Below are 26,012 nucleotides of genomic sequence, written 5' to 3'. Positions count from 1 at the left end.
GAGGTGCGGGGCCGCCGCCGTTCCGGGCGCTGCTCACTACGGCAGGAACGCCTCCGTGGTCCAGTTCGCCGAGTCGTTGCCGAGCACCACGACGTGGTTCAGCACCCCCTTGAGGCCGCCGACGGCGTCCAGCGAGGCGGCGTCGGCCTGGTTCTGCTTGAACACCGAGACCAGCACGCCCTTGGTGGTGGCCGTGGCCGCACCCGGGGTTCCGCCCTCCCAGCCGGTGCCGGCGGTGGCCCAGATGTTGAAGATCACGCCACTGGGCGTCGCGTACTGCACCGTCTCGGTCCAGGACCGGTCGTTGTTCAGATCGGTGGTCAGCGTGACATTGCGGAGCGAGAACTCCTTGGGCAGTCCGCTGATCCGCAGCGGCAGCGGCACCGGGCGGTCACCCTCGCGGATGTCGGCCGCGATCCGGCGCAGCGTGCCCGTCGGGTCGGCCACCCGGCCGGGCAGGTTCTCGCCGACGAGTCCGGCCAACTGACCGTCCGGCAGCTTCCAGAAGAGCTGCTGGCGCTGCGGCAGGCCGGGCAGGACCACCCAGAACGCCGGCCTTCCGTCGATCGGCGCGGTGGCGACCTCGGTCCCGTTGACGACCTTCCCGTGGGCGAAACCGGTCAGGTCCGGCTGCTCGCCCTTGTCGAGCCGGTAGTAGCCGATGTTGACGGCGTCGTCGCCGCGCAGCAGCGCGAACGCCTCCGGCTGGCTCTCGACGCCCTGCTGACCGCTGTCGATCGAGCCGGCCCCGATGCTGTTGAACGACGGCGGCAGCCAGCCGAAGCGGTACGGCGCCACCAGCGGGTCGGCCCCCTGCAGGGTGCCGCTGCCGGTGCCGCCCTTGGCCGCCGAGACCTCGGTGCCGCCGCCGGGAAGGGCGAACACGCCCAGGCCGACGGCGCAGGCCAGCACGCCGACCCCGGCGGTCCGGGCCAGTCGGCGGCGGACCAGTCGGCGCCGTCCCACCCGGATCGCGCCGGCGATGTCGACCGGGTCGGCCGGCGCGGGCTCCTCGGCCATCGCGTGGAGCCGGACCAGCAGTTCGTCGGTGTCGAGGCTCATGTCGGCAGTCCTTCCGTGGCGGGGGCGGGGCGGGCGCCGAGCAGGCGGCGCAGCGCGTCGATGCCGCGCGAGGTCTGGCTCTTCACATTGCCCGTCGAGCAGTCGAGCGCGTCGGCGGTCTGTTCCACGCTCAGGTCGCAGAAGTAGCGCAGCACGACCGTCGCGCGCTGCCGGGGCGGCAGGGCGGCGAGGGCCTCGCGCAGGTCGAGCGAGGCCTCCAGGTCGGGCAGCCGCGCCGCTTCCTCGGAGTCGGAGTCGGAGTCGGAGGTGCGCAGCAGCACCCGGCGGACCCAGGGCGCGCGCTGCTCGGCCAGGAAGGTGTTGACCAGGACGGTCCGGGCGTAGCCGTCGATGTTCTCGACTCCGCCCGCCCGGCCCCAGTTGACGTACAGCTTGGTGATGCTGGTCTGGACGAGGTCGTCGGCGCGGTGCCAGTCCCCGCAGAGCAGGTAGGCGGTCTTCCGCAGCCAGGCCGACCTGCTGCTCACGTACTCGACGAACTCGGCGTCGCGCTTCCGCTCCGCCATGGGCGTTCCCCCTGTTTCCTGGTGCCGGTCGTTTCCACCCGTCTAATGCGCGCGACCGGGGAAGGGTTGCACGGCCGGGGCCACCGGTGTTCCAGGGGGTGGGGTCGGCAGGTCCGGTCAGCCGCGCACCGCGATCAGGGCGACCGTGGTGTAGCGCATCGGGAAGCTGCCGCCGAGGGCGTCGATGGCGGCGCCGGCCGCGGCCAGCACCTCGGCCAACTGCTCCGGCGGGAGCCTGGTGAAGGCGCCCTGGGTGGGCATCTGGTCCAGCCAGGCGTCCCGGGTGCAGGTCCAAGCCCAGTCCTGGCGCCACTGCTCGGGCTCGCCCAGGCCGCCCGCCGCGCGGATGCCCTCGGCGGCGCGGGCCAGCAGCGAGTCGTAGGCCTGCAGGGCCGCTCCGGGTTCGGCGCGGTACCGGAACGGCGAGTCGGGCAGCACCCGGGCGCAGACCTCGTCGACGGCCGTCAGGACCTCGGGCGGGAGTTCGAAGACGTTCCAGAAGGCCGCCAGCAGCCCACCGGGGCGCAGCACCGAGGCGGCCTTGGCCGCGCCCGCCACCGGGTCGATCCAGTGCCAGGCCTGGCCGGCCACCACCACGTCGAACTTCCGGCCGGCCGGGTCCCAGCCCTCGAAGCCGGCCTCCTCGACCGGCAGGCCGAACTGCCGGGCCACGACGGCCATCCGGGCGTCGGGTTCGACACCGAGCACCCGGTAGCCCGCGGCCAGGAACTGCCGGGCGGCGATGCCGGTGCCGCAGCCGACGTCGAGGAGGTCGGGGCCGGGGCTCGCGGTGGCGATCCGCCGCACCAGCGCCTCGGGGTAGCGGGGTCGGGTGCGGTCGTAGCGCTCGGCGTCGGCCCCGAAGGACTCGGCCACCAGCCGCTGCCGATGGGGCTCGGGAGGGGTGGGGGGTACGTTCTCCGGCGGTAGAGTGGGCATGCGCCCACCATAGTGGGCGGACGCCCACTCCTCAATGGCGCGGGTGTCGCAGAGACGGACGAGAGGACCCACGGTGCCGACAGGGGTGGCCTTCCAGGACCCGCGCACACAGCTGTTCGACGCCGCCGAGCGACTGCTGCTCCAGGCCGGGCCGAACGCTCTGACCAGCAGGGCGGTCACCGCCGAGGCCGGCTGCGCCAAGGGCGTCCTGCACCGGCACTTCGCCGACTTCGACGACTTCCTGGAGGCGCTGGTGCTGGACCGGATCGGCCGGATCGCGGCCCAGTCCGCCGCCCTCCACACCGCCGCGGGGACCGGCACCGTCACCGGCAACCTCGCTGACGCGCTGGGCGCCCTGTTCGACCCGGTCGCCGTGGCCGTCGTCGGCCTGGTCACCTTCCGCGACGAGCTGCGCGCCCGGCTGCGCCGGACCACCCCGCGCGGCGTCCCGCTGCTGGCCGAGGCCACCGCCATGCTCGCCGGGTACCTCGCCGCCGAACAGCGGCTGGGCCGGATCGCGGCCGAGGCCGACCTGCGGCCGCTCGCCCCCACCCTGATCGGCGCCGGCCACCTGCTCTTCGCCGACCGCGAGAGCGCCCGGCCGGAGCCGGCGGCCCTCCGGCAGGTGGTGGCCACCGTGATCGGCGGCGCGCTGCCACCGGGGCGAAAACTCGGATGACCCCCCGTCGCCGCTTTGCTAGGTTCGAAGACCATGGCAGCAAGCACGGCAGAACCGCTGGGCGCGCGCTTCGTGAAGCTCTGCGCGGCAAGCACCACCTCGGCTCTCGGCAGCGGCCTCACCACGATCGCCGCACCGCTGCTGGTGGCCTCCCGCAGCAGCAGTCCGCTGGTGGTATCGGCGGCCACCGGCATCGCCTGGCTGCCCTGGCTGCTGTTCGCGCTGCCCGGCGGGGTACTGGTCGACCGGGTCGACCGGCGGCGGCTGATGGTGCTGGTGGACTGGGTCCGGGTGGCCGCGACCGCCGTCCTGGGCACGGCCGTGGCGACCGGCCGCGACAGCATCCCGCTGCTCTTCGCGGTGCTCTTCACCATCAACACCGGTGAGATCGTCTTCCGTTCGGCCGGCCAGGCGCTGCTCCCCTCGGTGGTGCCGCGTGAGCGGCTGGAGCGGGCCAACGGCTGGCTGGTCGGCGGCACGACGCTGATGCAGCAGATGGTCGCCGGACCCCTCGGCGGCTTCCTCTTCGTCACCGCGGCGTGCAGTCCGTTCTTCGTCAACTCCACCACCTACGCGGCCAGCGCCGTGCTGATCGGCACGGTCGGCGGGACCTACCGCTCGGCACGCCGACCGACGGAGGAGAGCGGGCCGCGGAGCTCGGTCCGGGCCGACATCGTCGAGGGCTTCCGCTGGCTGGCCCGCCAGCGGCTGCTGCGGACCATGGCCGTGCTGATCGGCCTGCTGAACATCACCCTGACCGCCACCACCGCCGTCCTGGTCCTGCTGGCCAAGGACCGGCTCCACCTGGGGTCGGTGGGCTACGGCCTGCTGTTCACCTGCATGGCGGTCGGCGGGGTGCTGGGCTCGGTCTTCGGCGACCGGCTGGTGGCCAGGGTCACGCCGACCTGGACGGTCAGGATCGGCCTGGTGATCGAGGCCGGGCTGCACCTCTGCCTCGCGGCCTCGCACAGCGCCTACCTGATCGGAGCCGCCTTCGTGGCCTTCGGCGTGCACGGGTCGCTCTGGAACATCGTGGCCAACTCGCTGCGGCAACGACTGACCCCGCCGGAGATGCTGGGCCGCGTCGGCAGCACCAACCTGTTCATCGCGGCCGGGGGCAACTGCCTCGGTGCGGTGCTGGGCGGCCTGGTCGCCTCCCGGTTCGGGCTGACCGCGCCCTACTGGATCGCCTTCGTGGTCGCGGTCCTGGTCTCGATCAGCACCTGGCGGGTGTTCGACCGCGCCACCGTGGCCCGCGCCTACGCCACTCCCCCGCCCGGCCCGGTCGCCACCGCACCGGGGCCGGCGGTCAGCCCCGGCGCCCAGAGCTGACGATCCGTCGACTCCGGGTGCCGGGGCGCCGCACCACGGCCGTTCGACGGGCTACAGCCGCTCGATGACAGTGACGTTGGCCTGGCCGCCGCCCTCGCACATGGTCTGCAGCCCGTAGCGGCCGCCGGTCCGCTCCAGCTCGTGCAACAGCGTGGTCATCAGCCGGACGCCGGTCGCGCCCAGCGGGTGGCCGAGCGCGATCGCGCCGCCGTTGACATTGACCCGCTCCGGGTCCGCGCCGGTCTCCTTGAGCCAGGCCAGCACCACCGGCGCGAAGGCCTCGTTGATCTCGACCAGGTCCATCTCCCCGATCGACATCCCGGTCTTCTTCAGCGCGTACGCGGTGGCCGGGATCGGCGCGGAGAGCATCCGGATCGGGTCCTCGCCGCGCACCGACAGGTGGTGCACCCGGGCGCGCGGGGTGAGTCCGTACTCCCGCACCGCGCGCTCGGAGGCGATGAGCATGGCCGAGGCCCCGTCGGAGACCTGCGAGGAGAGCGCGGCGGTCACCCGGCCGCCGGGGGCCAGCGTCTTCAGCCCGGCCATCTTGGCCAGGGTGGTGTCGCGGCGCGGACCCTCGTCGTGCACCACCTCGCCGTAGGGGGCGATCTCGCGGTCGAACCGGCCCTCGTCGATCGCCCGGACCGCCCGCTGGTGCGAGCGGAGCGCGAACTCCTCCATCTGCTCGCGGGAGATGCCCCACTTCTCGGCGATCATCTCGGCGCCGAGGAACTGGCTGACCGGCTGGTCGCCGTAGCGGGCACGCCAGCCGACCGAGCCGGCGAACGGCCCCTCGGTCAGCCCCAGCGGCACCGCCGCCTCGCGTGAGGAGTAGCCGATCGGGATCTGCGACATGCTCTGGGTGCCGCCCGCCACGACCAGGTCGCTGGTCCCCGACATCACCGCCTGCGCGGCGAAGTGCACCGCCTGCTGCGAGGAGCCGCACTGCCGGTCGATGGTGACCCCGGGCACCTCCTCCGGCAGCCCGGCCGCCAGCCAACTGGTCCGGGCGATGTCACCGGACTGCGGTCCCACCGTGTCCAGGCAGCCGAAGACCACGTCCTCGACCAGCGCCGGATCGATGCCGCTGCGGGTGACCAGGGCCTGCAGCACATGCGCGCCGAGGTCGGCGGGGTGGACGGCGGCCAGGCCGCCGCCCTTGCGGCCGACGGGGGTGCGGACAGCCTCGACGATATAGGCCTCGGGCATGGTTCCTACCTCCTGGATCTGGGTGGCACGGGTCGGGATGGCACGGTCGGACGGAACGGGTCGGGCAGAACGGGTCGGGCGGAACGGGGCGGGCGGAACCGGTCAGTGCGCGGCGATGCCGTCCAGCAGCAGGCCGAGGTACTGCCGGGCGATCTCCGCCGCGTCGTGCCGCCCGCCGGGGCGGTACCAGGACGCGGCGACCCAGACGGTGTCGCGGACGAAGCGGTAGGCCAGCCGCAGGTCGAGGTCGGCCCGGAACTCGCCCTCGGCCACCCCCCGTTCCAGCGTGCCCTGCCAGATGTGCTCGAAGCGGTGCATCGACTCGGCGAGGTAGCCGAAGCGGGGCTGCCCGGCGAGGTGGCGCTCGCGCTGGTAGATGGCGACGGCGTCGTGGTGCCGGTCGATCTCCCGGAAGGACTCGACCACCAGCGCCTCCAGCGTCGCCCGGGGGCCGAGCCCGGCCCCGAGGACGGCGTCGTAGCCGGTCCAGAGCTCGTCCAGGAAGCCGGAGAGGATCTCGTCGAGGATCGACTCCTTGGAGTCGAAGTGGTAGTAGAGGCTGCCGGCCAGGATGCCGGCCGCGTCGGCGATCTCCCGGACCGTGGTCGCGTCGTAGCCCTGCCGGGCGAACACCTCGGCAGCGGTGGCCAGCAGCTCCTCGCGCCGCGAGGGCACGGCCCCGCCGGTGCTCCGGGGGCCGTTGCCGGTGAGGTCCTTGCTCTGCATGTCGTTCCGTCCACTGGGCGCACCGCGGGGTGCACCGTGCGGTCCGCGCCCGTGCGCGGCTACCGGCACGTTAACCTACCAAATACTTGTTAGGGAAGACGCGATCGGGTGCCGACTGCGGTCCGGCGACAGAAAATCTGACGATGCGTCAGTTCGACCGATGGAGCCAGGAGTTGTCGGGCCGTGCGTCAGACCTCGCCGCGCAGCTTGGCCAGCGCCTCGGCCAGGATCGCCTCACCGTCGGCGTCGGTGCGCCGTTCGCGGACGTAGGCGAGGTGGGTCTTGTAGGGCTCGGTACGCGGCGGGGCCGGCGGGTTCTCCTCGTCCGGGCCGGCCGGGAATCCGCACCGGGGGCAGTCCCAGGTCTCCGGGAGCTGGGCGTCGGAGGCGAAGGAGGGACGGGTCTCGTGCCCGTTGGCACACCAGAAGGAGATCCGGAGCCGGGGGGCGGACTCGCCGCGCTCGGCCTCACCCATGGGGCCGGCCCCGACCCTGCTGCCACGGATAGCGTTGCCACTTGCCACGGTGCGACTCCCTGCGTGATCGTGCGTAGCGCCGGCCACCTGGGAGTTCTTCCGTGCCAACGTGGCTCGGTCCCCACGGTGTTCCCGCGCCCCCCGGCGACGGAATTGTCCCAGTGTACGGACCGCGCGCACACGGTCCGTCACCGTCACTGGCGACAACTGCCACCATGATAGGCGGCCGGGCGACACTCCGTCAGTTCTCGCACAGACGGGCTACCGCAGGGTGTATTGGTGCAATTCGCCGCCGGGGGTCAGCCGTTCTTGGCCTTCAACAGCAGCGAGAGAATGATGATGCAGGCGAACCAGCCGACACCCATGATGATGGTGATGCGGTCGAGGTTGCGCTCGGCCACGGCGGAGCCGCCGCCGGTGGAGGACACGCCGCCACCGAACATGTCGGACAGACCGCCGCCCTTGCCCTTGTGGAGCAGGACCAGGACCACCATCATCACGCTGAAGAAGATCAACGCGATGGAGAAGCAGAGGACCACGGCGGAACCAATCTCTTGTGTGGGTGCTTGGCACAAGGCCGGAGCGGTGGTGCTGCCACTGCTCCGGCCCTAGCGTACGACGGTTCGGCCGGTCAGCCTACTGCCTGGTCCCGATAGCGGACGATCTTCACGAACTCCTCGGGGTCCAGCGCCGCCCCGCCGATGAGCGCGCCGTCGACATCCGGCTTGGCCATGATGCCCGCCGCGTTCGAAGCCTTGACCGAACCCCCGTAGAGTACCCGGACCTTGTCGGCCAGCTCGGGGCTGTACAGCTCGCCGAGGCGGGTCCGGATCGCGGCGCAGACCTCCTGCGCGTCCTCCGGGGTGGCCACCTCGCCGGTGCCGATGGCCCACACCGGCTCGTAGGCGACGACGATGCGCTCGGCGTCGGCGGCCGGCACGTCCTCCAGCGCCCCGTCCAGCTGGGCGAGGGTGAAGGGGACCTGGTTGCCGGCCTTGCGGACGTCCAGGCCCTCGCCGACGCACAGGATCGGCACGATGCCGTGCCGGAACGCGGCCTTGACCTTGGCGTTGACGACCGGCTCGGTCTCGCCGTGGTACTGGCGCCGCTCCGAGTGGCCGATCGCCACATAGGTGCACTTCAGCTTGGACAGCATCGGGCCGGAGATCTCGCCGGTGTAGGCGCCGGAGTCGTGCACCGAGATGTCCTGGGCGCCGTACTTGATCTTCATCTTGTCGCCGTCGGTCAGCGTCTGCACCGACCGCAGGTCGGTGAACGGGACCAGGACCGCGACCTCGACGGCCGCGAAGTCCTTGTCGTTCAGCCCGAAGTTGATCTTCTGGGTGTGGGCGATGGCCTCAAGGTGGTTGAGGTTCATCTTCCAGTTGCCCGCCATCAGCGGGGTACGCGCAGTGCTCATGTTCTCAGTTCTCCAGTGCGGCGAGGCCGGGCAGGGTCTTGCCTTCGAGGTACTCCAGGCTGGCGCCGCCACCCGTCGAGATGTGGCCGAACTTCTTCTCGTCGAAGCCGAGGATGCGCACGGCCGCGGCCGAGTCGCCGCCGCCGACCACCGAGAAGGAGTCGCCGTCGGCCAGCGCCTCGGCCACCGCGGCGGTGCCCTGGGCGAAGCTCGGGTGCTCGAACACGCCCATCGGGCCGTTCCAGAACACGGTCTTCGCGTCCGCGAGCTTCGCGGCGAAGAGCTTGGCGGTCTCCGGGCCGATGTCCAGGCCCATCCGGCCGGCCGGGATCGCGTCGGCCGGGACCACCGCGTAGTCCGCCACCGGCGCGTCGTCGGCCTTGAGGTCGGGGAAGGCGGAGGCGACCGCGATGTCGACCGGGAGCACGAACTCCACGCCGTTCTGCTCGGCGCGCTTCAGGTACTCCTGGACCGCCGGGATCTGGTCGGTCTGCACCAGGCTGCTGCCGACGCCGTAGCCCTTGGCCGCGAGGAAGGTGAAGACCATCCCGCCGCCGATCAGGATCCGGTCGGCCTTGCCGAGCAGGTTGTCGATCACGCCGAGCTTGTCGGAGACCTTGGAGCCGCCGAGCACCACGGCGTAGGGGCGCTCGACGTCCTCGGTGAGCCGCTTGAGGACCGCCACCTCCTTCTCGATCAGCAGGCCGACCGCGTGCGGCAGTCGGGCCGGCAGGTCGTAGACCGAGGCGTGCTTGCGGTGGACGGCGCCGAAGCCGTCGCCGACGTAGAGGTCGGCCAGGGTGGCGAGCTGGTCCGCGAAGGCGCCGCGCTCGGCGTCGTCCTTGCTGGTCTCGCCGGGGTTGAAGCGCAGGTTCTCCAGCACGACGACGTCGCCGTCCTGCATCTCGGCCACGGCCTGGGCGGCGCTCTCGCCGACCGTGTCATTGGCGAAGGTGACGTCCTGGCCGAGGATCTCGGCCAGCCGCACGGCCACCGGGCCGAGGGTGTACTGGGGGTCGGGGGCGCCCTTGGGACGGCCCAGGTGCGAGGCGACGATCACCTTCGCGCCCTTGCCCACCAGCTTGGCGATGGTCGGCGCGACGGCGCGGATCCGGCCGTCGTCGGTGATGGTGGTGCCGGACAGCGGCACATTGAGGTCGGCGCGGACGAATACCCGCTGGCCGGCGACGTCGAGGTCGTCGATGGTCTGCACGGTCTGGTATCTCCTGTGGGAGCGGACGAGGGCGGGGGGAGGACGGTCGGGACGAGCGGGCGACGCAGGCAGGGCCCGGACATGGCGTCCGGACCCTGCCTCACATCACGTGTGCCGAACTCGTCAGAGCTGGCTGCCGACCAGCGAGGTCAGGTTGACCAGGCGGTTGGAGTAGCCCCACTCATTGTCGTACCAGCCGAAGATCTTCACCTGGTTGCCCTGGACCATGGTCAGCGGGGCGTCGAAGATGCAGGAGTACGGCGAGTTGACGATGTCGCGGGAGACGATCTCGTCCTCGTTGTAGTACAGGTAGCCCTTGAGGCTGCCCTGGGAGGCCTTCAGGAAGGCCGCGTTGACCTCGTCCTTGGTGACCTCGCGCTCCAGGTCGACCACCAGGTCGGTGATCGAGCCGGTCGGGACCGGGACGCGCAGCGAGGTGCCGTCCAGCTTGCCCTTGAGCTCCGGCAGCACCAGCGCGGTGGCCTTGGCGGCACCGGTGGAGGTCGGGATGATGCTCAGGGCCGCGGCGCGGGCGCGACGCAGGTCCTTGTGCGGGAAGTCCAGGGTGACCTGGTCGTTGGTGTAGGCGTGCACCGTCGTCATCATGCCCTTGGCGATGCCGAAGGCCTCGTGCAGGACCTTCGCCATCGGCGCCACGCAGTTGGTGGTGCAGGAGGCGTTGGAGATGATGTTGTGCTTGCTGACGTCAAGCTTGTCGTCGTTGACACCCATGACGATGGTGATGTCCTCGTCCGACGCGGGCGCCGAGATCAGGACCTTCTTGGCACCCGCGGTGAGGTGCTTGGCGGCGGCATCGCCCTTGGTGAAGAAGCCGGTGGACTCGATCACGATGTCCGCACCCAGCTCGCCCCAGGCGAGCTTGGCCGGGTCGCGCTCGGCGGAGACCTTGAAGGTCTTGCCGTCCACGGTGATGCTGTCGTCGGTGTGGGTCACCTCGGCGTGCAGGGTACCCAGGGTCGAGTCGTACTTCAGCAGGTGTGCCAGGGTCTTGGTGTCGGTCAGGTCGTTGACACCGACGATTTCGATGTCCGCGCCCTGGGCGATAACCGCACGGAAGAAGTTGCGGCCAATGCGGCCGAACCCGTTGATGCCTACCCGGATCGTCACGAACCGATCTCCTCGCTGATACGCCGGCTCATGGAGCCGACGAGCTGGAATGGGATGTCCCCGACCGCTTGAAACCCTACCCCGCAAGCGTGTCCGAGAGCACATCCGTCCGGTGCGAACACTGGGCGCGCCCGGCCCCTCAACCCCCGATCAGCGGGCGTGCGTACCGGGCGTGCGCCGGGTGCCTGCACCCATGCGCCGCCGTCCGCACCGGGGTTGACGGACCCGCTCCAGCGGGAACGCGACCGCCCCGGGGCGCGGACACCCCGGGGCGGTACGTCGGACGGGCCGTCGGGCCGGACCGGGAGGCGGCGGGAGCGCCGCCGAACGGGCGAACCCGGCCGGTTCCCGCCGGAGCGCCCTCAGCCGGCCACCATCTCCTCGGCCTCGGACAGGTTGTGCTCGGTGCTCGGCAGGCCCAGCTCCGAGGCCCGCTTGTCGGCCATCGCCAGCAGTCGGCGGATCCGGCCGGCCACCGCGTCCTTGGTCAGCGGCGGGTCGGCCAGCGAGCCCAGCTCCTCCAGCGAGGCCTGCTTGTGCTCCATCCGCAGCCGCCCGGCCGCGGCCAGGTGCTCCGGGACCTCCTCGCCGAGGATCTCCAGCGCCCGCTGCACCCGGGCGCCGGCCGCGACCGCGGCCCGAGCCGAGCGGCGCAGGTTGGCGTCGTCGAAGTTGGCCAGCCGGTTCGCCGTCGCCCGGACCTCGCGGCGCATCCGCCGCTCCTCCCAGGCCAGCAGCGACTCGTGCGCGCCCAGCCGGGTCAGCAGCGCGCCGATCGCGTCGCCGTCCCTGATCACCACCCGGTCCACCCCGCGCACCTCGCGGGCCTTGGCCGGGATGCCCAGCCGCCGGGCCGCGCCGACCAGCGCCAGCGCCGCCTCCGAGCCGGGGCAGGTGACCTCCAGCGAGGAGGACCTGCCCGGCTCGGTGAGCGACCCGTGGGCCAGGAAGGCGCCGCGCCAGGCCGCCTCCGCGTCACAGGTCGCCCCGGAGACCACCGCCGGGGGAAGCCCCCGGATCGGGCGTCCCCGCCCGTCCACCAGGCCCGTCTGCCGGGCCAGCAGTTCGCCGTCCTTCACCACCCGCACCACGTACCGGCTGCCGCGTCGCAGACCGCCGGGGGCCATCACCACCAGCTCCGAGGAGTGCCCGAAGATCTCCAGCAGGTCCTTGCGCAGTCGCCGTGCCGCCACTCCGGTGTCGAGCTCCGCCTCGATCACGATGCGTCCGCCCACAATGTGCAGACCGCCCGCGAACCGCAGAACCGCCGACACCTCCGCCTTGCGGCAACAGGCCCGGGTGACGGGGAGTCGGCTGATTTCGTCCTTCACCGCTGCCGTCATCGCCATGGCGCGATCCTTCCATGCATCCTGAAGATCCGGTCGTACGCGGCCGCCAGAAGCTCCGGGTCGTGTCGCCCGGAGGGGACTCGGGTGCCCGGCTCCACCGCCGCGACGTCGTCGAGCACGAGTTCGGCCCCCAGACGCTTGGCCGCACTGCGCAGCGCCTCCGCGTCGGCCACGGCCTCCTTGTCGGCGAGCACGAAGTCGACCGTCAGCTCCGGCGCATGCGCACCGAAGACCTCCAGGTGCCGCTGCGGGGAGAAGCCCTCGGTCTCGCCGGGCTGCGCAACCAGGTTGAGCGCCAGCACCTTTCGGGCCCTGGCCTCGACCAGTGCGGTGCGCAGCTGAGGGACCATCAGGTGCGGCAGCACGCTGGTGAACCAGGAGCCGGGACCGAGCACCACCCAGTCCGCCTCCAGCACCGCCTCGACCGCCTCGGGCACGGCCGGCGGGTCCTGCGGCAGCAGCCGTACCGACTCCACCTCGCCCGGGGTGACCGCCACTTCGGCCTGGCCCCGGACGGTGTCCATCCGCTCGGGGAAGGCCGGGTCCAGGCCCCGGACGGTGGCCTCGATGTCCAGCGGCACGGCGGACATCGGCAGCACCCGGCCGTGCGCGCCCAGCAGCCGGCCGACATAGGCCAGCGCCTCGACCGGATCGCCCAACTTCTCCCACAGCGCCACGATCAGCAGGTTGCCGACCGCGTGGCCGTGCAGGTCGCCGTTGCTCTGGAAGCGGTGTTGGATGACCTCGGACCAGGTCCGGCCCCACTCGTCGTCCCCGCACAGGGCGGCCAGCGCCTTGCGCAGGTCCCCCGGCGGCAGCACGCCCAACTCGGCGCGCAGCCGCCCGCTGGAGCCGCCGTCGTCGGCGACCGTGACCACGGCCGTGAGCTCGCCGGTGAGCCGCCGCAGTGCCGACAGCGAGGCGGACAGCCCCTGGCCGCCGCCGAGCGCGACGATCCGCGGCGCCCCACGGCGGCGCCGGATCTGCCGCCCACCGATGATGTGTGCCGACACCCGTGCCCCTCTACCGCGCCGTTGCTGCCCCGCCGCCCCGCTGCCCGTCCGGTCCTGCTGCCGGTCGCGCCCTACTCGCGGCCCATGTCGCGGTGCACCAGCACCGTTTCCAGGCCGTCCGAGATCAGCCGCTTGGCCAGCCGTTCCGACATGGCCACGCTGCGGTGCTTGCCTCCGGTGCAGCCTACGGCAACCGTCATGTAGCGCTTGCCCTCGCGCCGGTAGCCGTCGGTGACGATGCGCAGCAGATCCGCGTACTGGTCCAGGAACTCCTTGGCCCCGGGCTGGTCGAAGACGTAGCGGGCGACCTCCTCGTCGGTCCCGGTACGCGCGCGGAGCTCGGGGACCCAGTGCGGGTTCGGCAGGAACCGGCAGTCGACGACCAGGTCGGCGTCGACCGGCAGGCCGTACTTGAAACCGAAGGACATCACCGTGGCCCGCAGCTGCGGCTCCTGGTCGTCGGCGAACTGCGCGTCCATCTTGGCCCGGAGTTCGTGGACGTTGAGGTCGGAGGTGTCGATCACCAGGTCGGCCTCGCCGCGCAGGTCGCGCAGCAGGGTCCGCTCCTGGGCGATGCCGTCCACGATCCGCCCCTCGCCCTGCAGCGGGTGCGGTCGGCGGACGCTCTCGAACCGCCGGACCAGGGCGTCGTCGGAGGCCTCCAGGAAGACCACCCGCAGCCGGACGCCGCGCCGCTCCAGGTCCTCCAGCGAGGCCAGCAGGTCGTCGAAGAAGCTGCGGCCGCGGACGTCGACCACCGCGCCTATCCGGGCGACCGCTCCCTGGGAGCGCGCCCCGAGGTCCACCATGGTCGGTATCAGCGACGGCGGCAGGTTGTCGACCACGAACCAGCCGAGATCCTCCAGGCACTTCGCGGCGGTGCTCCGGCCCGCCCCCGACATGCCCGAGATGATCACCAACTCGGGCACCACCTCGGGCACCTCCACGGTGCCGACGGCACCGGTGGTACTACCAGACACAGTCACTTCTTCTCCCCGCTTTCGCTCGCATCATCAACCTCAACGCTCGCGGCCGTCTGCGGCTTCCCTGTGTCACTCGCACGAGTGACATCACCATCGGTGATGACCTCCCCGGTCGCCGTGTTAACGGTAGGAGCAGCCGGTGTCATCGAGGCCAACGCTGCCACAACAACCGCCGCCGTGCGCGGGCCGAACCCCGGGACCGCGCAGATCTCCTCGACCGTCGCGGTGCGCATCCGCCTGACCGAGCCGAAGTGCTTCAGCAGCGCCTGCCGCCGGGCCTCGCCGAGCCCGGGGACGTCGTCCAGGCCGCCAGCGGTGAGCCGCTTGGCGCGCTTCTGCCGCTGGTAGGTGATGGCGAACCGGTGCGCCTCGTCGCGGACCCGCTGCAGCAGGTACAGGCCCTCGCTGCTGCGCGGCAGCACCACCGGGTCGTCCTCGCCCGGGAGCCAGACCTCCTCCAGCCGCTTGGCCAGCCCGCAGAGCGCGACGTCGTGCACCCCGAGCTCGGTCAGCGCCCGCTGGGCGGCGGCGACCTGCGGCTCGCCGCCGTCGACCACGATCAGCTGCGGCGGGTAGGCGAAGCGGCGCGGCTTCCCGGTCTCCTCGTCCCGCTCCTTGGGCTGCTCGGTGTGCTTGAAGCGGCGGGTGATCACCTCGTGCATCGAGCGGACGTCGTCCTGGCCCTCGAAGGACTTGATCGCGAAGCGCCGGTACTCGCTCTTGCGGGCCAGCCCGTCCTCGAAGACGACCATGGAGGCGACCACGTCCTGGCCCTGGAGGTGGGAGATGTCGTAGCACTCGATCCGCAGCGGGGCGGTGTCCAGGCCGAGGGCGTCGGCGATCTCCTGCAGCGCCACGCTGCGGGTGGTGAGGTCGGAGGCGCGCTTGGTCTTGTGCAGCGACAGCGCCTGGGCGGCGTTGCGCTCCACCGTCACCATCAGCTCCCGCTTGTCGCCGCGCTGCGGGACCCGCAGGTCGACCCGGCTGCCCCGGCGCTCGCTGAGCCACTCGGCGATCGGCCCGACCGGGTCCGGCAGCGCCGGGACCAGTACCTCGCGCGGCACCGCCTCCCCGCGCTCCTCCCCGTAGAGCTGGAGCAGCGCGTGCTCGACCAGCCCGGCGGTGTCGACGTTCTCGACCTTGTCGGTGACCCAGCCGCGCTGGCCGCGCACCCGGCCGCCGCGGACGTGGAAGATCTGCACCGCGGCCTCCAACTCGTCCTCGGCGAGGGCGAGCAGGTCGGCGTCGGTGCCGTCGGCGAGGACGACCGCGTTCTTCTCCATGGCGCGCTTCAACGCCTCGATGTCGTCGCGCAGCCGCCCGGCCCGCTCGTACTCCATCTCGGCGGCGGCCTGCTTCATCTCCTGTTCGAGCCGGCGCAGGTAGGCGCCGGTGCGGCCGGCCATGAAGTCGCAGAACTCCTCGGCCAGCGCCCGGTGGTCCTCGGGCGAGATCCGGCCGACGCAGGGCGCCGAGCACTTGCCGATGTAGCCGAGCAGGCAGGGCCGGCCGACCTGTTCGGCCCGCTTGAAGACCCCGGCGGAGCAGGTCCGGACCGGGAAGACCCGGAGCATCAGGTCGACCGTCTCCCGGATCGCCCAGGCGTGCCCGTAGGGGCCGAAGTAGCGCACCCCGCGCTTCTTCGGCCCGCGCATCACCTGGACCCGGGGGAACTCCTCGTTCAGGGTCACCGCCAGCGAGGGGTAGCTCTTGTCGTCGCGGTACTTGACGTTGAAGCGGGGGTCGAACTCCTTGATCCAGCTGTACTCCAGCTGGAGCGCCTCGACCTCGGTGCCGACCACGGTCCACTCGACCGAGGCCGCCGTGGTGACCATCTGCCGGGTGCGCGGGTGGAGGTTGGCCAGGTCCTGGAAGTAGCTGCTGAGCCTGGGGCGCAGGCTCTTGGCCTTCCCGACGTAGATCACCCGGTGCTGGGCGTCCCGGAACTTGTAGACGCCCGGGGAGGTCGGGATCTGCCCCGGCGCGGGGCGGTAGGCGGACGGGTCGGCCATCAGGAACCCCCAGCCCGGCACGCTGCGGCTGACCAGCACACACGAGGCGGTGACGACATACGGGCGGAACTCCCTGCGAACGGATCAGCCGAGACAGTGAAGACACTAGCGCCCGGGTCCGACAGCACGCCCCGCGATCGTCGGCGCCGCCCGCGCCGCCCGCGGTGTCAGGGCCGGCGGTCGCGGGCCGGGGGCGGGCCGATGCTGCCGATCCGGGTGTCACGGGCCTGGACGACCGTGCTGTTGCGCACCGGGCCGGTGATCGAGTTGTGCAGGGAGCCGCCGGCGGCCTCCGGCTGCGGCGGCCCGATCTCCCGCAGCAGCGCCTCCAGCTCCGCCACGGCGGCCGGGTCGGCCAGCAGCACCCGGCGCAGCTGGACCCGCCAGGCCGCCTCGGCGTCCGCCGCCGTGCCGGTGTCCCCGGCCTCCCGCGCGGCGATCAACTCCGCCCGGGACAGCTCCAGTTCCTCGGTGGCCGCCTGCTCCGAACGGCCCCGGGCGAACAGCGCGCCGACGCGCTGCTTCACCTGCTCCCACGAGTCCGAGACCAGCAGCCCGACCAGCGTCGTGGCCCCGGAGCTGGCCAGCTCCGCGAGTTCGGCCCCCATCGGCTCCCCCTCCAACGTCCCACCGGCGCCGCCGAGCCGGCGTCCGCCCAGGACCAGCATGCGCCGCGGAGCGGCCGGCGAACATACGGCATGCCCCCGGCGGCGGGTGGGCGCAGTGCTCAGAGGGTGACGACGATCTTGCCGTCGGAGACGGTGAGCGTCTTCTCCGGCAGCGGGGTGGGGGCCGGGCCCTGGACCACCGCACCGGTGGTGATGTTGAACTCGCTGCCGTGGCAGGGGCACTGGATCACCCCGCTGGAGACCCCGTCCACCAGGCAGCCCTGGTGGGTGCAGATCGCGCTGAACGCCTTGAAGACGCCTGCGGTCGGCTGGGTCACCACCACCTTGTCCGACTTGTACAGCTTGCCGCCGCCGACGGCGACGTCACTGGTCGGACCCAGCGTCGTCGGGCCGCTCGCGGAGGACGAGGAGGAGCCGGAGGAGCCGGAGGAGCAGGCCGCGAGACCGACGGCGGCGGCGCCCGCCACCCCGACCGCGGCGGCGCCGCGCAGCAGGCTGCGCCGCGAGGGCCCGCAGCCGCCGCAGCAGGGCTCGGCGCCGGATTCGGCGGGGTGCTGCAGGTCCAGCGGGGCGGTGGTGGGCTGCGACATGATCGGCTTGCTCCGGAGGCAGACGACGGGGGTGCACTCGGCACAACGCGCGGCACCCGGGGCTGGTTGCGGCCCCGGGTGCACCCTATGCGCCCTGCCTGTGGATCACTTAGCCGGTCTTCGACCGCCCGGCCGCCTTCTTGGCGACAGCCTTCTTCGCGACGGGCTTCTTCGCGACGGCCTTCTTCGCGGCGGCCTTCTTGGCGGCGGGCTTTCGCTTGGCGGCTGCCTCCTCCTCGAACACCCGGTCGCCCAGGATGTCGCGGAGGAACTTGCCGGTGTGGCTCTCGCCGACCAGGGCGATCTGCTCCGGCGTGCCCTCGGCGACGACCATGCCGCCGCCGTTGCCGCCCTCGGGGCCCATGTCGACGACCCAGTCGGCGGTCTTGATCACGTCCAGGTTGTGCTCGATGACGATGACCGTGTTGCCCTTCTCCACCAGGCCGGTCAGCACCTTGATCAGCTTGCTGATGTCCTCGAAGTGCAGCCCGGTGGTGGGCTCGTCCAGGACGTAGACGGTGCGGCCGGTGGAGCGCTTCTGCAGCTCCGAGGCCAGCTTCACGCGCTGCGCCTCGCCGCCCGACAGGGTCGGCGCGGACTGGCCCAGCCGGACGTAGCCGAGGCCGACGTCGGTGAGCGTCCGCAGGTGCCGGGCGATCGGCGGGACCGCCTCGAAGAACTCCAGCCCCTCCTCGATCGGCATGTCCAGCACCTCGGCGATGGACTTGCCCTTGTAGTGGACGTCCAGGGTCTCCCGGTTGTAGCGGGCCCCGTGGCAGACCTCGCAGGGGACGTAGACGTCCGGCAGGAAGTTCATCTCGATCTTGATGGTGCCGTCGCCGGCGCAGTTCTCGCAGCGCCCGCCCTTGACGTTGAAGGAGAAGCGCCCGGGCAGGTAGCCCCGGACCTTGGCCTCCGTGGTCTCCGCGAACAGCCGGCGGACATGGTCGAAGACGCCGGTGTAGGTCGCCGGGTTGGACCGGGGGGTGCGGCCGATCGGCGACTGGTCGACATGGACCACCTTGTCCACCAGCTCGGTGCCGGTGACCCGGGTGTGCCGCCCCGGCACGCTCCGCGCGCCGTTCAGCTCGCGGGCGAGGTGGGTGTAGAGGATGTCGTTGACCAGCGTCGACTTGCCGGAGCCGGAGACCCCGGTGATCGCCGTGAACATCCCCAGCGGGAAGCTGACGTCGACGTCCTTGAGGTTGTGCTCGCGGGCACCGTGGACGGTGATCTGCCGCTGCGGGTCGACCGGGCGGCGGACGTCCGGCGTCGGGATGGAGCGGCGGCCGGAGAGGTAGGCGCCGGTCAGCGACTGCTCGTTGGCCAGCAGGCCCTCGCGCGAACCGGAGTGAACCACATGGCCGCCGTGCTCGCCCGCGCCAGGACCGATGTCGACGACCCAGTCCGCGGTGCGGATGGTGTCCTCGTCGTGCTCCACCACGATCAGGGTGTTGCCCAGGTCGCGCAGCCGGACCAGGGTCTCGATCAGCCGGTGGTTGTCCCGCTGGTGCAGCCCGATCGAGGGCTCGTCCAGCACGTACAGCACCCCGACCAGGCCCGAGCCGATCTGGGTGGCCAGCCGGATCCGCTGCGCCTCGCCGCCGGAGAGGGTCCCGGCCGCCCGGTTCAGCGAGAGGTAGTCCAGGCCGACGTCGACCAGGAACCTCAGCCGCTCGTTGACCTCCTTCAGCACCCGCTCGGCGATGGTCTTCTCCCGCTCGGAGAGCTCCATCGCGCCCAGGAACTCGGCGCAGTCGCTGATCGACATCGCGGCGACGTCGGCGATCGACTTCCCGGCCATGGTGACCGCCAGCACCACCGGCTTCAGCCGGGTGCCGTGGCAGGCCGGGCAGGGGACCTCGCGCATGTAGCCCTCGAAGCGTTCGCGACTGCTGTCGCTCTCCGAGTCGGCGTGCCGGCGCTGGACGAAGGGCACCGCGCCCTCGAAGCCGGTGATGTACGAGCGCTCCCGCCCGAAGCGGTTGGTGAAGCGCACCTCGACCTGGGTCTTGTGGCCGTGGAGCAGCGCCTTCTTGGCCCGCTGCGGCAGCCCCGCCCAGGGGATGTCCATCCGGAAGCCGAGCTCCTTGGCCAGCGCCCCGATCAACCGCAGGTGGTACTCCTTGGTGTGGCCCAGCGACCAGGGGTGGATCGCGCCCTCGGCGAGGGTCTTCTCCTCGTCGGGGACGATCAGCTCCGGGTCCACCTCCATCCGGGTGCCGATGCCGGTGCACTCCGGGCAGGCGCCGAAGGGCGAGTTGAAGGAGAAGGAGCGCGGCTCCAGCTCCTCGTAGGAGATGTCGTCGAAGGTGCAGTAGAGGTGCTCGGAGTACATCCGCTCACGCTCGGGGTCGTCCTCGGCCAGGTCGACGAAGTCCAGCACGACCGTGCCGCCGGAGAGCTTGAGCGCGGTCTCGACCGAGTCGGTGAGCCGGCGCTGGGCGCTCTTCTTCACCGTGAGCCGGTCGACGACCACGTCGATGGTGTGCTTCTCCTGCTTCTTGAGCACCGGCGGCTCGGTCAGCTGGACCGTCGCGCCGTCCACCCGGGCCCGGGCGTAGCCCTTGGTCTGGAGGTCGGCGAAGAGGTCGACGAACTCGCCCTTGCGGGCCCGGACCAGCGGGCTCAGCAGCTGGAACTTGGTGCCCTCGGGCAGCTCCAGGATCTTGTCGACGATCTGCTGCGGCGACTGCCGGGCGATCGGCCGACCGCACTCGGGGCAGTGCGGGTGGCCGATCCGGGCGAACAGCAGCCGCAGGTAGTCGTAGACCTCGGTGATGGTGCCGACGGTGGAGCGCGGGTTCCTGGAGGTCGACTTCTGGTCGATCGAGACGGCCGGGGAGAGGCCCTCGATGAAGTCGACGTCCGGCTTGTCCATCTGGCCGAGGAACTGCCGGGCGTAGGAGGAGAGCGACTCGACGTAGCGGCGCTGGCCCTCGGCGAAGATCGTGTCGAAGGCGAGCGAGGACTTTCCCGAGCCGGACAGCCCGGTGAAGACGATGAGGGAGTCGCGGGGCAGGTCGAGCGACACGTTCTTGAGGTTGTGCTCGCGAGCACCGCGGACAACGAGGCGGTCTGCCACGCTTCTGGACCTTCCGGACGGGAGTCGGGCAGTCCTGGACGGGGCGATCCGGGGCTGCCCGACGAATGTGGTCGTGCTGGGCAGGGTCGTACTGAGCAGTGCCGTACTGATCTGGGCCGTACTGGACGGAGTCGAGCCGGTCGGCGCGGACGCGTGCCGGACCTGGGTCCGTCCACCATCGTAGGCACCGGGTCGGCGCGGTCACCGTGTCGGCCGTTGCGGCCACTGAAGACTATGGGAGCACGTGTTCGATTTTCAGGGCAATCGCGATCCCTCACCCGATCGGGTGACATTCCGACGGTAGCGTGATTCCTGCCGCACCCGGTGCAACGACCGTACGGCACCCGGGACACGACCCATCGCGTCGAATGTGGAGACACCATGCCCACCCCCAGTCACGCCACCGCCGCCGCGGCAGCCGCCGCGGCCCAGGAGCGGCTGCTGCGCTCCGTCGGGCCGATGCTGCCCGAGCAGGTCCGGGAACCCTCGCTGCTGCCCGGCTGGAGCCGCGGCCACGTCCTCACCCACATCGCCCGCAACGCCGACGCCCTGGGCAACCTGATCCGGGGCGCGCGCACCGGGCAGTCCATCCCGATGTACCCGAGCCCGGAGGCCCGCGACCGCGACATCGAGGCCGGCGCCGGACGCGGCCCGGCCGAGCAGTACACCGACCTCCGGGACGCCGACCTCGGGTTGCACCGCGAGTTCGCGGCCATGCCGGACGCGGCCTGGTCGGTCGTGGTCCCGCACCGGCTGGGCCCGTTCCCGGCCGAGGGCGTCCCGGAGAAGCGGCTCAAGGAGATCGAGTACCACCATGTGGACCTCGGCCTCGACTACCGCCCCGAGCACTGGTCGGCCGAGTTCGTCGAGTCGGAGCTGGGGAGGCTGACCGCCGTCCACACCGACTCCGGCCTGCTCGCCCCGGAGCTGCTGAAGCGGCTGGAGGACGCCCCCGGCCACGCCCGGGTGGCCTGGATGTCGGGCCGCTCGGACGGTTCGGACCTGGGTGTCCCGATCACGGACCTGCCGGTCCTGCCCCCGCTAGGCTGAGCCGCATGTCGTACCACGGAGCAGTCAAGGTCGGCGGAACGCCGGACGTACGGGAGCTGCCCCAGCTGGTGATCACCAAGGTCGCCGTGGGGTCCATGGACAACAACGCCTATCTGCTGCGCTGCCGGGCCACCGGGGAGCAGCTGCTGGTCGACGCCGCCGCCGAGGCGCCGGTGCTGCTGGAGACGGTCGGCGACGGGCTCGCCACGGTGGTGACCACCCACCGGCACCGCGACCACTGGAGCGCCCTGGCCGAGGTGGTCGCCGCGACCGGGGCCCGGACGGCGGCCGGGCGCTTCGACGCCGAGGGGATCGACATCCCGACCGCGCTGGAGCTGTCGGACGGCGACATCCTGCGGGTCGGCGAGGTCGGGCTGACCGTCCGGCACCTGATCGGGCACACCCCGGGGGCGATCGTCCTGGTCTACGACGACCCGCAGGGCCACTCCCACGTCTTCACCGGCGACTGCCTCTTCCCGGGCGGCCCCGGGCGGACCCTCGACCCGGTGGCCTTCACCTCGCTGATGGACGGGCTGGAGGAGAAGGTCTTCGGCCCGCTCTCCGACGAGACCTGGATCTACCCGGGCCACGGCGACGACACCACGCTCGGCGCGGAGCGCCCGCACCTCGCCGAGTGGCGCGCCCGCGGCTGGTAGCCGCGGACGCGGGACGGCGGTCAGCGTCCGCCGGGGACCTCGGCCAGCCGGTCCTCGGCGTGGCGGACGCAGTCGGGGCAGCTCACCGGCTCCGCCGCGACCACGGTGTAGTGGCCGGCCCCGGGGCGGTAGCCGCAGGGGGTCTCGGCGTCGATGCCGGTGCGCCGGGCGACGTGCACCAGCGAGCTGCCGGCCTGGCGGATCCTCAACGAGTACGGTTCGACACCCACAGTGTCCTCCTCACACGCCCCCGGTCCCCGGATACCCCGTCCACGGAAGCACGCGCCCCGCACCGGGGCCACCCGGCGCGGACCCCGGAAACGCGATGTGCCCCCGTACCGGCAGAGCGGTACGGGGGCACATCGCGTTGGTCACACGCTCAGGCGGGGAGCCTTACAGCGGGCGGATGTTCTCGGCCTGCGGGCCCTTCTGGCCCTGCGTGACGTCGAACTCGACCTTCTGGCCCTCAAGGAGCTCGCGGAAGCCCTGGGCGTTGATGTTGGAGTAGTGGGCGAAGACGTCGGCGCCGCCGCCGTCCTGCTCGATGAAGCCGAAGCCCTTTTCGGCGTTGAACCACTTGACGGTACCGGTGGCCATGTCTGTTGCTCTCCTCATGCAGTCGCGCAGGAGCCGCACCGTGCGGACTCCGCAGTCGCCGCCCGCACTGCTCATGACGAAGATCGCAAACAACAGAAACGCCCGCGATCGGGATCACGGGCGTACAAACGTCGAGAACCACGACTACTACAGGGCAAAACCGTACACGATGCGCGGCCGGACGACCACGCGACGCGTTCACCGCAGCTCGGGAGGCATGTCGCCGGTGGGCCGGAGCCGGTCCCGAGCCCTTTCGGAACCTCTGGGCAAGGACGCCCAAAGCCGTGCGAAAGCGCCCAGAACCCGGGCGGGCGCCCGGATCCGGGGGTCGTAGAGATCACCGGAATCTGTTGACGACCCCCGGCCCTCCCCCTGTATTCTGGTGATCAGTTGCAGTGCGTGGTTCCCTAAGTTTGGCCGCCCGTGATCGCGATCACGGGCGTTCGTGCTTTTGCAGGTCTCTTCATGACCAGGGTGATCATCCCGGCGACACGGAGTCCACACAGGGTGGGCTCTGGCACCAGCCCCTGTACAAGAAGGAGACCAATATGGCCACCGGTACCGTGAAGTGGTTCAACGCTGAAAAGGGCTTCGGCTTCATCGAGCAGGACGGCGGCGGCGCCGACGTCTTCGCTCACTACTCGAACATCAACGCGCAGGGCTTCCGCGAGCTCCTTGAGGGCCAGAAGGTCGAGTTCGAGGTCACGCAGGGCCAGAAGGGCCCGCAGGCCGAGAACATCCGCGTCATCTGACGTGTGATCTGATCGATCCCAGCGCGTCGACGGCGCCCCCGCACCGGTCCTCCGGTACGGGGGCGCCGTCGCGTTTCCGTGCGGCGGCCTACTCGGCGGCCTACTCGGCGGCCGGAGCCGGGGCCGCCGCGCGGTCGACGGTGAGGATGCCCGCCGGGCCGGTCGGCTGCCCGCCACCGGGGCGGAGCACCGCGTCACCGGTGGCCGGGTGCAGCCGGAAGGCGTCGACGGCGGCGAGCAGGGCCAGCAGGCCGAGCACGCCGAAGGCGGTGCCGTAGACCGTCGCCGGGTCGCCGCTGATCGCCCCGCCCAGCCGCAGCGCCACCGCGGCGACCGCGATGCCCAGCCCGGCCGCCGTCTGGGTGAGCGTCGCCGACAGGGTGTTGGCGTCGCGCATCCGCTCCGGCGGGGTGTCGCTGACGGCCAGGACCGAGTAGCCGGTCATGCCGACGGAGCGGGCCACGCCGCTCAGCGCGGCCAGCAGCGCGATCAGCACCGGCGGGGTGGCGGCGGTGAGCAGCGCGCAGCCGGCCATGGTCGCGGCCAGCACCAGGGTGCTGGCCATCAGCAGCACGCGGAAGCCGAAACGGTTCATCAGCCAGGTGGTGGCCGGCTTGACGCCGATGTTGCCGACGAAGACGAAGAGCACCAGCGCGCCGGACTTCACCGGGCTCCAGTCGAAGACCTCCTCGAACAGCAGCGGCAGCAGGAACGGCACCGCTCCGACGACCGCCCAGTAGAGCGTGCCGCCGACGACCGAGGCGCGCAGCCCGGGGGCGCTCAGCACCCGCAGCGCCACCAGCGGGTGCGGGGCGCGCAGCAGGTGCCGGACGGCGAGGGCCAGCACGGTGGCGGAGGCCGCACCGAGCAGTGCGGCCGTGGCCCAGGGGGTGGGCGTGCCGGAGAGCAGGTGGGCGGTCCAGGTGACCCCGGCCAGACCGGCGCAGGTGAGCAGCACCCCGATCCGGTCCAGCGGCGGAGAGTCCGGCTGCGGGCCGCCGGTGACGAGCCGCCAGGTGACGGCGAAGGCGGCCAGCCCCAGCGGCAGGTTGACCAGGAACAGCCAGTGCCAGTCGGCGTAGGTGGTGATCAGCCCACCCAGCAGCGGGGCGACCACGGGGGCGACCAGCCCGGGCCAGACGATGTACGCCATCAGCCGGGGGATGTCGGGCTTGGCGGCCGGGCCGAGCACGACCATTCGGCCGACCGGGACCATCATCGCCCCGCCCACGCCCTGGAGCACCCGCATGGCGACCAGTTCGGCCAGGTCGGAGCTGGCCGCGCAGGCGAGCGAGGCCAGGGTGAACAGCGCGATGGCGCCGAGCATGGTCCGGCGGGGCCCGTACCGGGCGGCCAGCCAGCCGCTGAGCGGGATCAGCGTGGCGACGGTCAGCAGGTAGGCGGTGACCACCAGTCCGACCGAGACCGCTGCGGTGTGGAGGGAGGCCCCGAGCTGCGGGGCGGCGGTGGAGACGATGGTTCCGTCCAGCATCTCCATGAAGAAGCAGCCCGCTATCAGGAATGCGGTGCGGCGGTGGCGTGTGTCGATCATTCCTCCATGCTGCCGAGCGCGAATGCTGAGCACCAGTTCCTGATTGCGAAGCTAGTATTGCGTCTCATGCAACTACCGGACCTGAACCTGCTGCCCGCCCTCGACGCCCTGCTCCGCGAGGGCAGCGTCACCGGGGCCGCCGAGGAGATGCGGGTGTCGGCCTCCGCGATGAGCAGGACGCTCGGGCGGCTGCGCCGGGTGGTGGGCGACCCGCTGCTGGTCCCGGCCGGACGCGGGCTGGCGCTGACACCCCGGGCCCGCGAACTGCAGCCCCAGGTGGAGGCCGCCCTGGCGGAGGCCCTGGCGGCGCTCCGGCCGCCGCCGCCGGTCGACATCGGCTCCCTGCAGCGGGAGTTCACCATCCGGACCAACGACGCGGTGGCCGTGGTCCTGGGCGCGGCGGTGACCGCCCGGGTGGCCCGGGAGGCCCCGGGGGTCCGGCTGCGGATCCTGCCGGAGGGCGACGAGGACCCGGCCGACCTGCGGGACCGGGTGGACCTCGACCTGAGCGCGCCGGCCGAGCTGCCGGCCGACATCCGCAGCACCTCGCTGTTCGAGGACCGGCAGGTCGCCGTGGCGCGGACCGGCGCGGTGCGCCCGGCGGACCGGTCCGGGATGCTGACGCTCGCACAGTTCACCTCGCTGCCGCAGGTCGTGGTCTCCCGGCGCGGCCGGTTCCGGGGCGTGGTGGACGAGCTGCTGGACCAACTGGGCCTGTCCCGGCAGGTGCTGGCGACGGCGCCGACCCATGGCGCGGCCTGCTTCATGGCCCTGGAGTCGGAGCTGCTGGCACTGCTGCCGGTGCACTTCGCCACCCGGATGGCCGAGGTGCTGCCCCTGGAGGTGCTGGAGATCCCGCTGGACCTGCCCCCGACCCGCCTGGACATGGCCTGGCACCTGCGGCTGGACACCGATCCGGCACACCTCTGGCTGCGCGGCGTGCTGACCTCGATCATTCGCGAGGGCCTTGCTGCGGAAGCCGGTTGACGGACCGTCAACCGGGCCTCGAAATCGACCGATTGAAAACAAGTTA

At 71.8% G+C, this 26,012-nt stretch carries 26 protein-coding genes; 6 read left to right on the top strand and 20 right to left on the bottom strand.

Annotation, left to right across the window (positions count from 1 at the left end):
• Positions 1-36: 36 nt before the first annotated feature.
• The 3 genes from BS75_RS29030 to BS75_RS29020 form a co-directional block, all read right to left on the bottom strand.
• Entirely contained in the window at positions 37-1,062 is a 1,026-nt protein-coding gene (locus BS75_RS29030; RefSeq protein ID WP_034090375.1) for a hypothetical protein, read from the bottom strand.
• Positions 1,059-1,589 carry a SigE family RNA polymerase sigma factor gene (locus BS75_RS29025; protein ID WP_034090374.1) on the bottom strand — a complete coding sequence of 177 codons (531 nt, stop codon included), beginning with the start codon at positions 1,587-1,589 and terminating at the stop codon, positions 1,059-1,061. The genes BS75_RS29030 and BS75_RS29025 overlap by 4 nt, the downstream gene beginning before the upstream one ends.
• Before the next feature lie 117 nt (positions 1,590-1,706).
• Positions 1,707-2,528, bottom strand: coding sequence for a class I SAM-dependent methyltransferase (locus tag BS75_RS29020; protein WP_081982682.1), 822 nt, complete (start codon positions 2,526-2,528; stop codon positions 1,707-1,709).
• A gap of 73 nt (positions 2,529-2,601) precedes the next feature.
• Here BS75_RS29020 and BS75_RS29015 point away from each other — a divergent pair, with 73 nt between their 5' ends.
• Both BS75_RS29015 and BS75_RS29010 read left to right on the top strand, forming a co-directional pair.
• Positions 2,602-3,207 (top strand): TetR/AcrR family transcriptional regulator, encoded by a 606-nt coding sequence (locus BS75_RS29015; protein WP_034090372.1) that lies wholly within the window; start codon positions 2,602-2,604, stop codon positions 3,205-3,207.
• Between the two features lie 33 nt (positions 3,208-3,240).
• On the top strand, positions 3,241-4,539 hold the full coding sequence (locus BS75_RS29010) for an MFS transporter (RefSeq protein ID WP_042436519.1): 1,299 nt from the start codon (positions 3,241-3,243) through the stop codon (positions 4,537-4,539).
• 51 nt (positions 4,540-4,590) lie between these two features.
• On the opposite strand, the gene BS75_RS29005 is transcribed toward BS75_RS29010, so the two are convergent.
• The 14 genes from BS75_RS29005 to uvrA form a co-directional block, all read right to left on the bottom strand.
• Entirely contained in the window at positions 4,591-5,748 is a 1,158-nt protein-coding gene (locus BS75_RS29005; RefSeq protein ID WP_034090371.1) for an acetyl-CoA C-acetyltransferase, read from the bottom strand.
• A 102-nt stretch (positions 5,749-5,850) separates the two neighbouring features.
• Entirely contained in the window at positions 5,851-6,474 is a 624-nt protein-coding gene (locus BS75_RS29000; RefSeq protein ID WP_042436517.1) for a TetR/AcrR family transcriptional regulator, read from the bottom strand.
• A 188-nt stretch (positions 6,475-6,662) separates the two neighbouring features.
• Positions 6,663-6,950 carry an RNA polymerase-binding protein RbpA gene (locus BS75_RS28995; RefSeq protein WP_034090370.1) on the bottom strand — a complete coding sequence of 96 codons (288 nt, stop codon included), beginning with the start codon at positions 6,948-6,950 and terminating at the stop codon, positions 6,663-6,665.
• 299 nt (positions 6,951-7,249) lie between these two features.
• On the bottom strand, positions 7,250-7,489 hold the full coding sequence (gene secG / locus BS75_RS28990) for a preprotein translocase subunit SecG (protein ID WP_034090369.1): 240 nt from the start codon (positions 7,487-7,489) through the stop codon (positions 7,250-7,252).
• Between the two features lie 92 nt (positions 7,490-7,581).
• Complete coding sequence (gene tpiA / locus BS75_RS28985) at positions 7,582-8,370, bottom strand: triose-phosphate isomerase (protein ID WP_034090368.1); 789 nt, start codon at positions 8,368-8,370, stop codon at positions 7,582-7,584.
• A gap of 4 nt (positions 8,371-8,374) precedes the next feature.
• On the bottom strand, positions 8,375-9,583 hold the full coding sequence (locus BS75_RS28980; RefSeq protein WP_034090367.1) for a phosphoglycerate kinase: 1,209 nt from the start codon (positions 9,581-9,583) through the stop codon (positions 8,375-8,377).
• 123 nt (positions 9,584-9,706) lie between these two features.
• Entirely contained in the window at positions 9,707-10,711 is a 1,005-nt protein-coding gene (gene gap / locus BS75_RS28975) for a type I glyceraldehyde-3-phosphate dehydrogenase (RefSeq protein ID WP_034090366.1), read from the bottom strand.
• Between the two features lie 362 nt (positions 10,712-11,073).
• Positions 11,074-12,060, bottom strand: a complete 987-nt coding sequence (whiA, locus tag BS75_RS28970) for a DNA-binding protein WhiA (protein ID WP_034090365.1) — start codon at positions 12,058-12,060, stop codon at positions 11,074-11,076.
• Positions 12,051-13,073 carry a gluconeogenesis factor YvcK family protein gene (locus tag BS75_RS28965; RefSeq protein WP_034090364.1) on the bottom strand — a complete coding sequence of 341 codons (1,023 nt, stop codon included), beginning with the start codon at positions 13,071-13,073 and terminating at the stop codon, positions 12,051-12,053. Before BS75_RS28965 ends, whiA begins: the two co-directional genes overlap by 10 nt.
• Positions 13,074-13,144: 71 nt before the next feature.
• Entirely contained in the window at positions 13,145-14,053 is a 909-nt protein-coding gene (gene rapZ, locus BS75_RS28960) for an RNase adapter RapZ (RefSeq protein WP_034090363.1), read from the bottom strand.
• 2 nt (positions 14,054-14,055) lie between these two features.
• Positions 14,056-16,068 carry an excinuclease ABC subunit UvrC gene (gene uvrC, locus BS75_RS28955; RefSeq protein ID WP_081983401.1) on the bottom strand — a complete coding sequence of 671 codons (2,013 nt, stop codon included), beginning with the start codon at positions 16,066-16,068 and terminating at the stop codon, positions 14,056-14,058.
• A 167-nt stretch (positions 16,069-16,235) separates the two neighbouring features.
• The gene (locus tag BS75_RS28950) at positions 16,236-16,676 is read right to left on the bottom strand and encodes a hypothetical protein (protein WP_034090362.1); all 441 of its coding nucleotides are present in this window, start codon (positions 16,674-16,676) and stop codon (positions 16,236-16,238) included.
• Between the two features lie 119 nt (positions 16,677-16,795).
• The gene (locus BS75_RS28945) at positions 16,796-17,287 is read right to left on the bottom strand and encodes a Rieske (2Fe-2S) protein (protein WP_081982677.1); all 492 of its coding nucleotides are present in this window, start codon (positions 17,285-17,287) and stop codon (positions 16,796-16,798) included.
• 109 nt (positions 17,288-17,396) lie between these two features.
• Positions 17,397-20,372, bottom strand: a complete 2,976-nt coding sequence (gene uvrA, locus BS75_RS28940) for an excinuclease ABC subunit UvrA (protein WP_034090361.1) — start codon at positions 20,370-20,372, stop codon at positions 17,397-17,399.
• A 381-nt stretch (positions 20,373-20,753) separates the two neighbouring features.
• Here uvrA and BS75_RS28935 point away from each other — a divergent pair, with 381 nt between their 5' ends.
• Positions 20,754-21,422, top strand: a complete 669-nt coding sequence (locus BS75_RS28935; protein WP_034090360.1) for a maleylpyruvate isomerase N-terminal domain-containing protein — start codon at positions 20,754-20,756, stop codon at positions 21,420-21,422.
• A gap of 5 nt (positions 21,423-21,427) precedes the next feature.
• Complete coding sequence (locus BS75_RS28930; RefSeq protein WP_034090359.1) at positions 21,428-22,078, top strand: MBL fold metallo-hydrolase; 651 nt, start codon at positions 21,428-21,430, stop codon at positions 22,076-22,078.
• A 20-nt stretch (positions 22,079-22,098) separates the two neighbouring features.
• Here BS75_RS28930 and BS75_RS28925 read toward each other — a convergent pair whose 3' ends face one another.
• Both BS75_RS28925 and BS75_RS28920 read right to left on the bottom strand, forming a co-directional pair.
• On the bottom strand, positions 22,099-22,308 hold the full coding sequence (locus BS75_RS28925) for a hypothetical protein (RefSeq protein WP_034090358.1): 210 nt from the start codon (positions 22,306-22,308) through the stop codon (positions 22,099-22,101).
• A gap of 163 nt (positions 22,309-22,471) precedes the next feature.
• Positions 22,472-22,675 (bottom strand): cold-shock protein, encoded by a 204-nt coding sequence (locus BS75_RS28920; RefSeq protein ID WP_034090357.1) that lies wholly within the window; start codon positions 22,673-22,675, stop codon positions 22,472-22,474.
• Between the two features lie 548 nt (positions 22,676-23,223).
• On the opposite strand from BS75_RS28920, the gene BS75_RS28915 reads away from it, so the two are divergent.
• Positions 23,224-23,427 carry a cold-shock protein gene (locus tag BS75_RS28915; protein WP_034090356.1) on the top strand — a complete coding sequence of 68 codons (204 nt, stop codon included), beginning with the start codon at positions 23,224-23,226 and terminating at the stop codon, positions 23,425-23,427.
• Between the two features lie 100 nt (positions 23,428-23,527).
• Here BS75_RS28915 and BS75_RS28910 read toward each other — a convergent pair whose 3' ends face one another.
• Positions 23,528-24,979: an MFS transporter gene (locus tag BS75_RS28910; protein WP_063771387.1), complete on the bottom strand. Its 1,452-nt coding sequence runs from the start codon at positions 24,977-24,979 to the stop codon at positions 23,528-23,530.
• A gap of 66 nt (positions 24,980-25,045) precedes the next feature.
• Here BS75_RS28910 and BS75_RS28905 point away from each other — a divergent pair, with 66 nt between their 5' ends.
• Positions 25,046-25,966: a LysR family transcriptional regulator gene (locus BS75_RS28905; protein WP_034090355.1), complete on the top strand. Its 921-nt coding sequence runs from the start codon at positions 25,046-25,048 to the stop codon at positions 25,964-25,966.
• Positions 25,967-26,012 lie beyond the last annotated feature (46 nt).

It is taken from the genome of Streptacidiphilus albus JL83, from assembly GCF_000744705.1.
GTDB classification, from domain to species: domain Bacteria; phylum Actinomycetota; class Actinomycetes; order Streptomycetales; family Streptomycetaceae; genus Streptacidiphilus; species Streptacidiphilus albus.
The sequence above is the reverse complement of the archived record's forward strand: the minus strand, read 5'-3'. Positions and strand labels throughout refer to the sequence as shown.

Excerpts from the sequence above, each read along its gene's own strand:
- BS75_RS29005 (WP_034090371.1), bottom strand. The coding sequence starts at position 5,748 with ATGCCCGAGGCCTATATCGTCGAGGCTGTCCGCACCCCCGTCGGCCGC.
- BS75_RS28905 (WP_034090355.1), top strand. The coding sequence starts at position 25,046 with ATGCAACTACCGGACCTGAACCTGCTGCCCGCCCTCGACGCCCTGCTC.
- BS75_RS29025 (WP_034090374.1), bottom strand. The coding sequence starts at position 1,589 with ATGGCGGAGCGGAAGCGCGACGCCGAGTTCGTCGAGTACGTGAGCAGC.
- BS75_RS28920 (WP_034090357.1), bottom strand. The coding sequence starts at position 22,675 with ATGGCCACCGGTACCGTCAAGTGGTTCAACGCCGAAAAGGGCTTCGGC.
- BS75_RS28910 (WP_063771387.1), bottom strand. The coding sequence starts at position 24,979 with ATGATCGACACACGCCACCGCCGCACCGCATTCCTGATAGCGGGCTGC.
- BS75_RS29000 (WP_042436517.1), bottom strand. The coding sequence starts at position 6,474 with ATGCAGAGCAAGGACCTCACCGGCAACGGCCCCCGGAGCACCGGCGGG.
- BS75_RS28915 (WP_034090356.1), top strand. The coding sequence starts at position 23,224 with ATGGCCACCGGTACCGTGAAGTGGTTCAACGCTGAAAAGGGCTTCGGC.
- BS75_RS28995 (WP_034090370.1), bottom strand. The coding sequence starts at position 6,950 with ATGGGTGAGGCCGAGCGCGGCGAGTCCGCCCCCCGGCTCCGGATCTCC.
- BS75_RS28930 (WP_034090359.1), top strand. The coding sequence starts at position 21,428 with ATGTCGTACCACGGAGCAGTCAAGGTCGGCGGAACGCCGGACGTACGG.
- BS75_RS29030 (WP_034090375.1), bottom strand. The coding sequence starts at position 1,062 with ATGAGCCTCGACACCGACGAACTGCTGGTCCGGCTCCACGCGATGGCC.
- uvrC (WP_081983401.1), bottom strand. The coding sequence starts at position 16,068 with ATGGCCGACCCGTCCGCCTACCGCCCCGCGCCGGGGCAGATCCCGACC.
- tpiA (WP_034090368.1), bottom strand. The coding sequence starts at position 8,370 with ATGAGCACTGCGCGTACCCCGCTGATGGCGGGCAACTGGAAGATGAAC.
- whiA (WP_034090365.1), bottom strand. The coding sequence starts at position 12,060 with ATGGCGATGACGGCAGCGGTGAAGGACGAAATCAGCCGACTCCCCGTC.
- BS75_RS29010 (WP_042436519.1), top strand. The coding sequence starts at position 3,241 with ATGGCAGCAAGCACGGCAGAACCGCTGGGCGCGCGCTTCGTGAAGCTC.
- BS75_RS28945 (WP_081982677.1), bottom strand. The coding sequence starts at position 17,287 with ATGTCGCAGCCCACCACCGCCCCGCTGGACCTGCAGCACCCCGCCGAA.
- BS75_RS28935 (WP_034090360.1), top strand. The coding sequence starts at position 20,754 with ATGCCCACCCCCAGTCACGCCACCGCCGCCGCGGCAGCCGCCGCGGCC.
- BS75_RS28950 (WP_034090362.1), bottom strand. The coding sequence starts at position 16,676 with ATGGGGGCCGAACTCGCGGAGCTGGCCAGCTCCGGGGCCACGACGCTG.
- BS75_RS29020 (WP_081982682.1), bottom strand. The coding sequence starts at position 2,528 with ATGCCCACTCTACCGCCGGAGAACGTACCCCCCACCCCTCCCGAGCCC.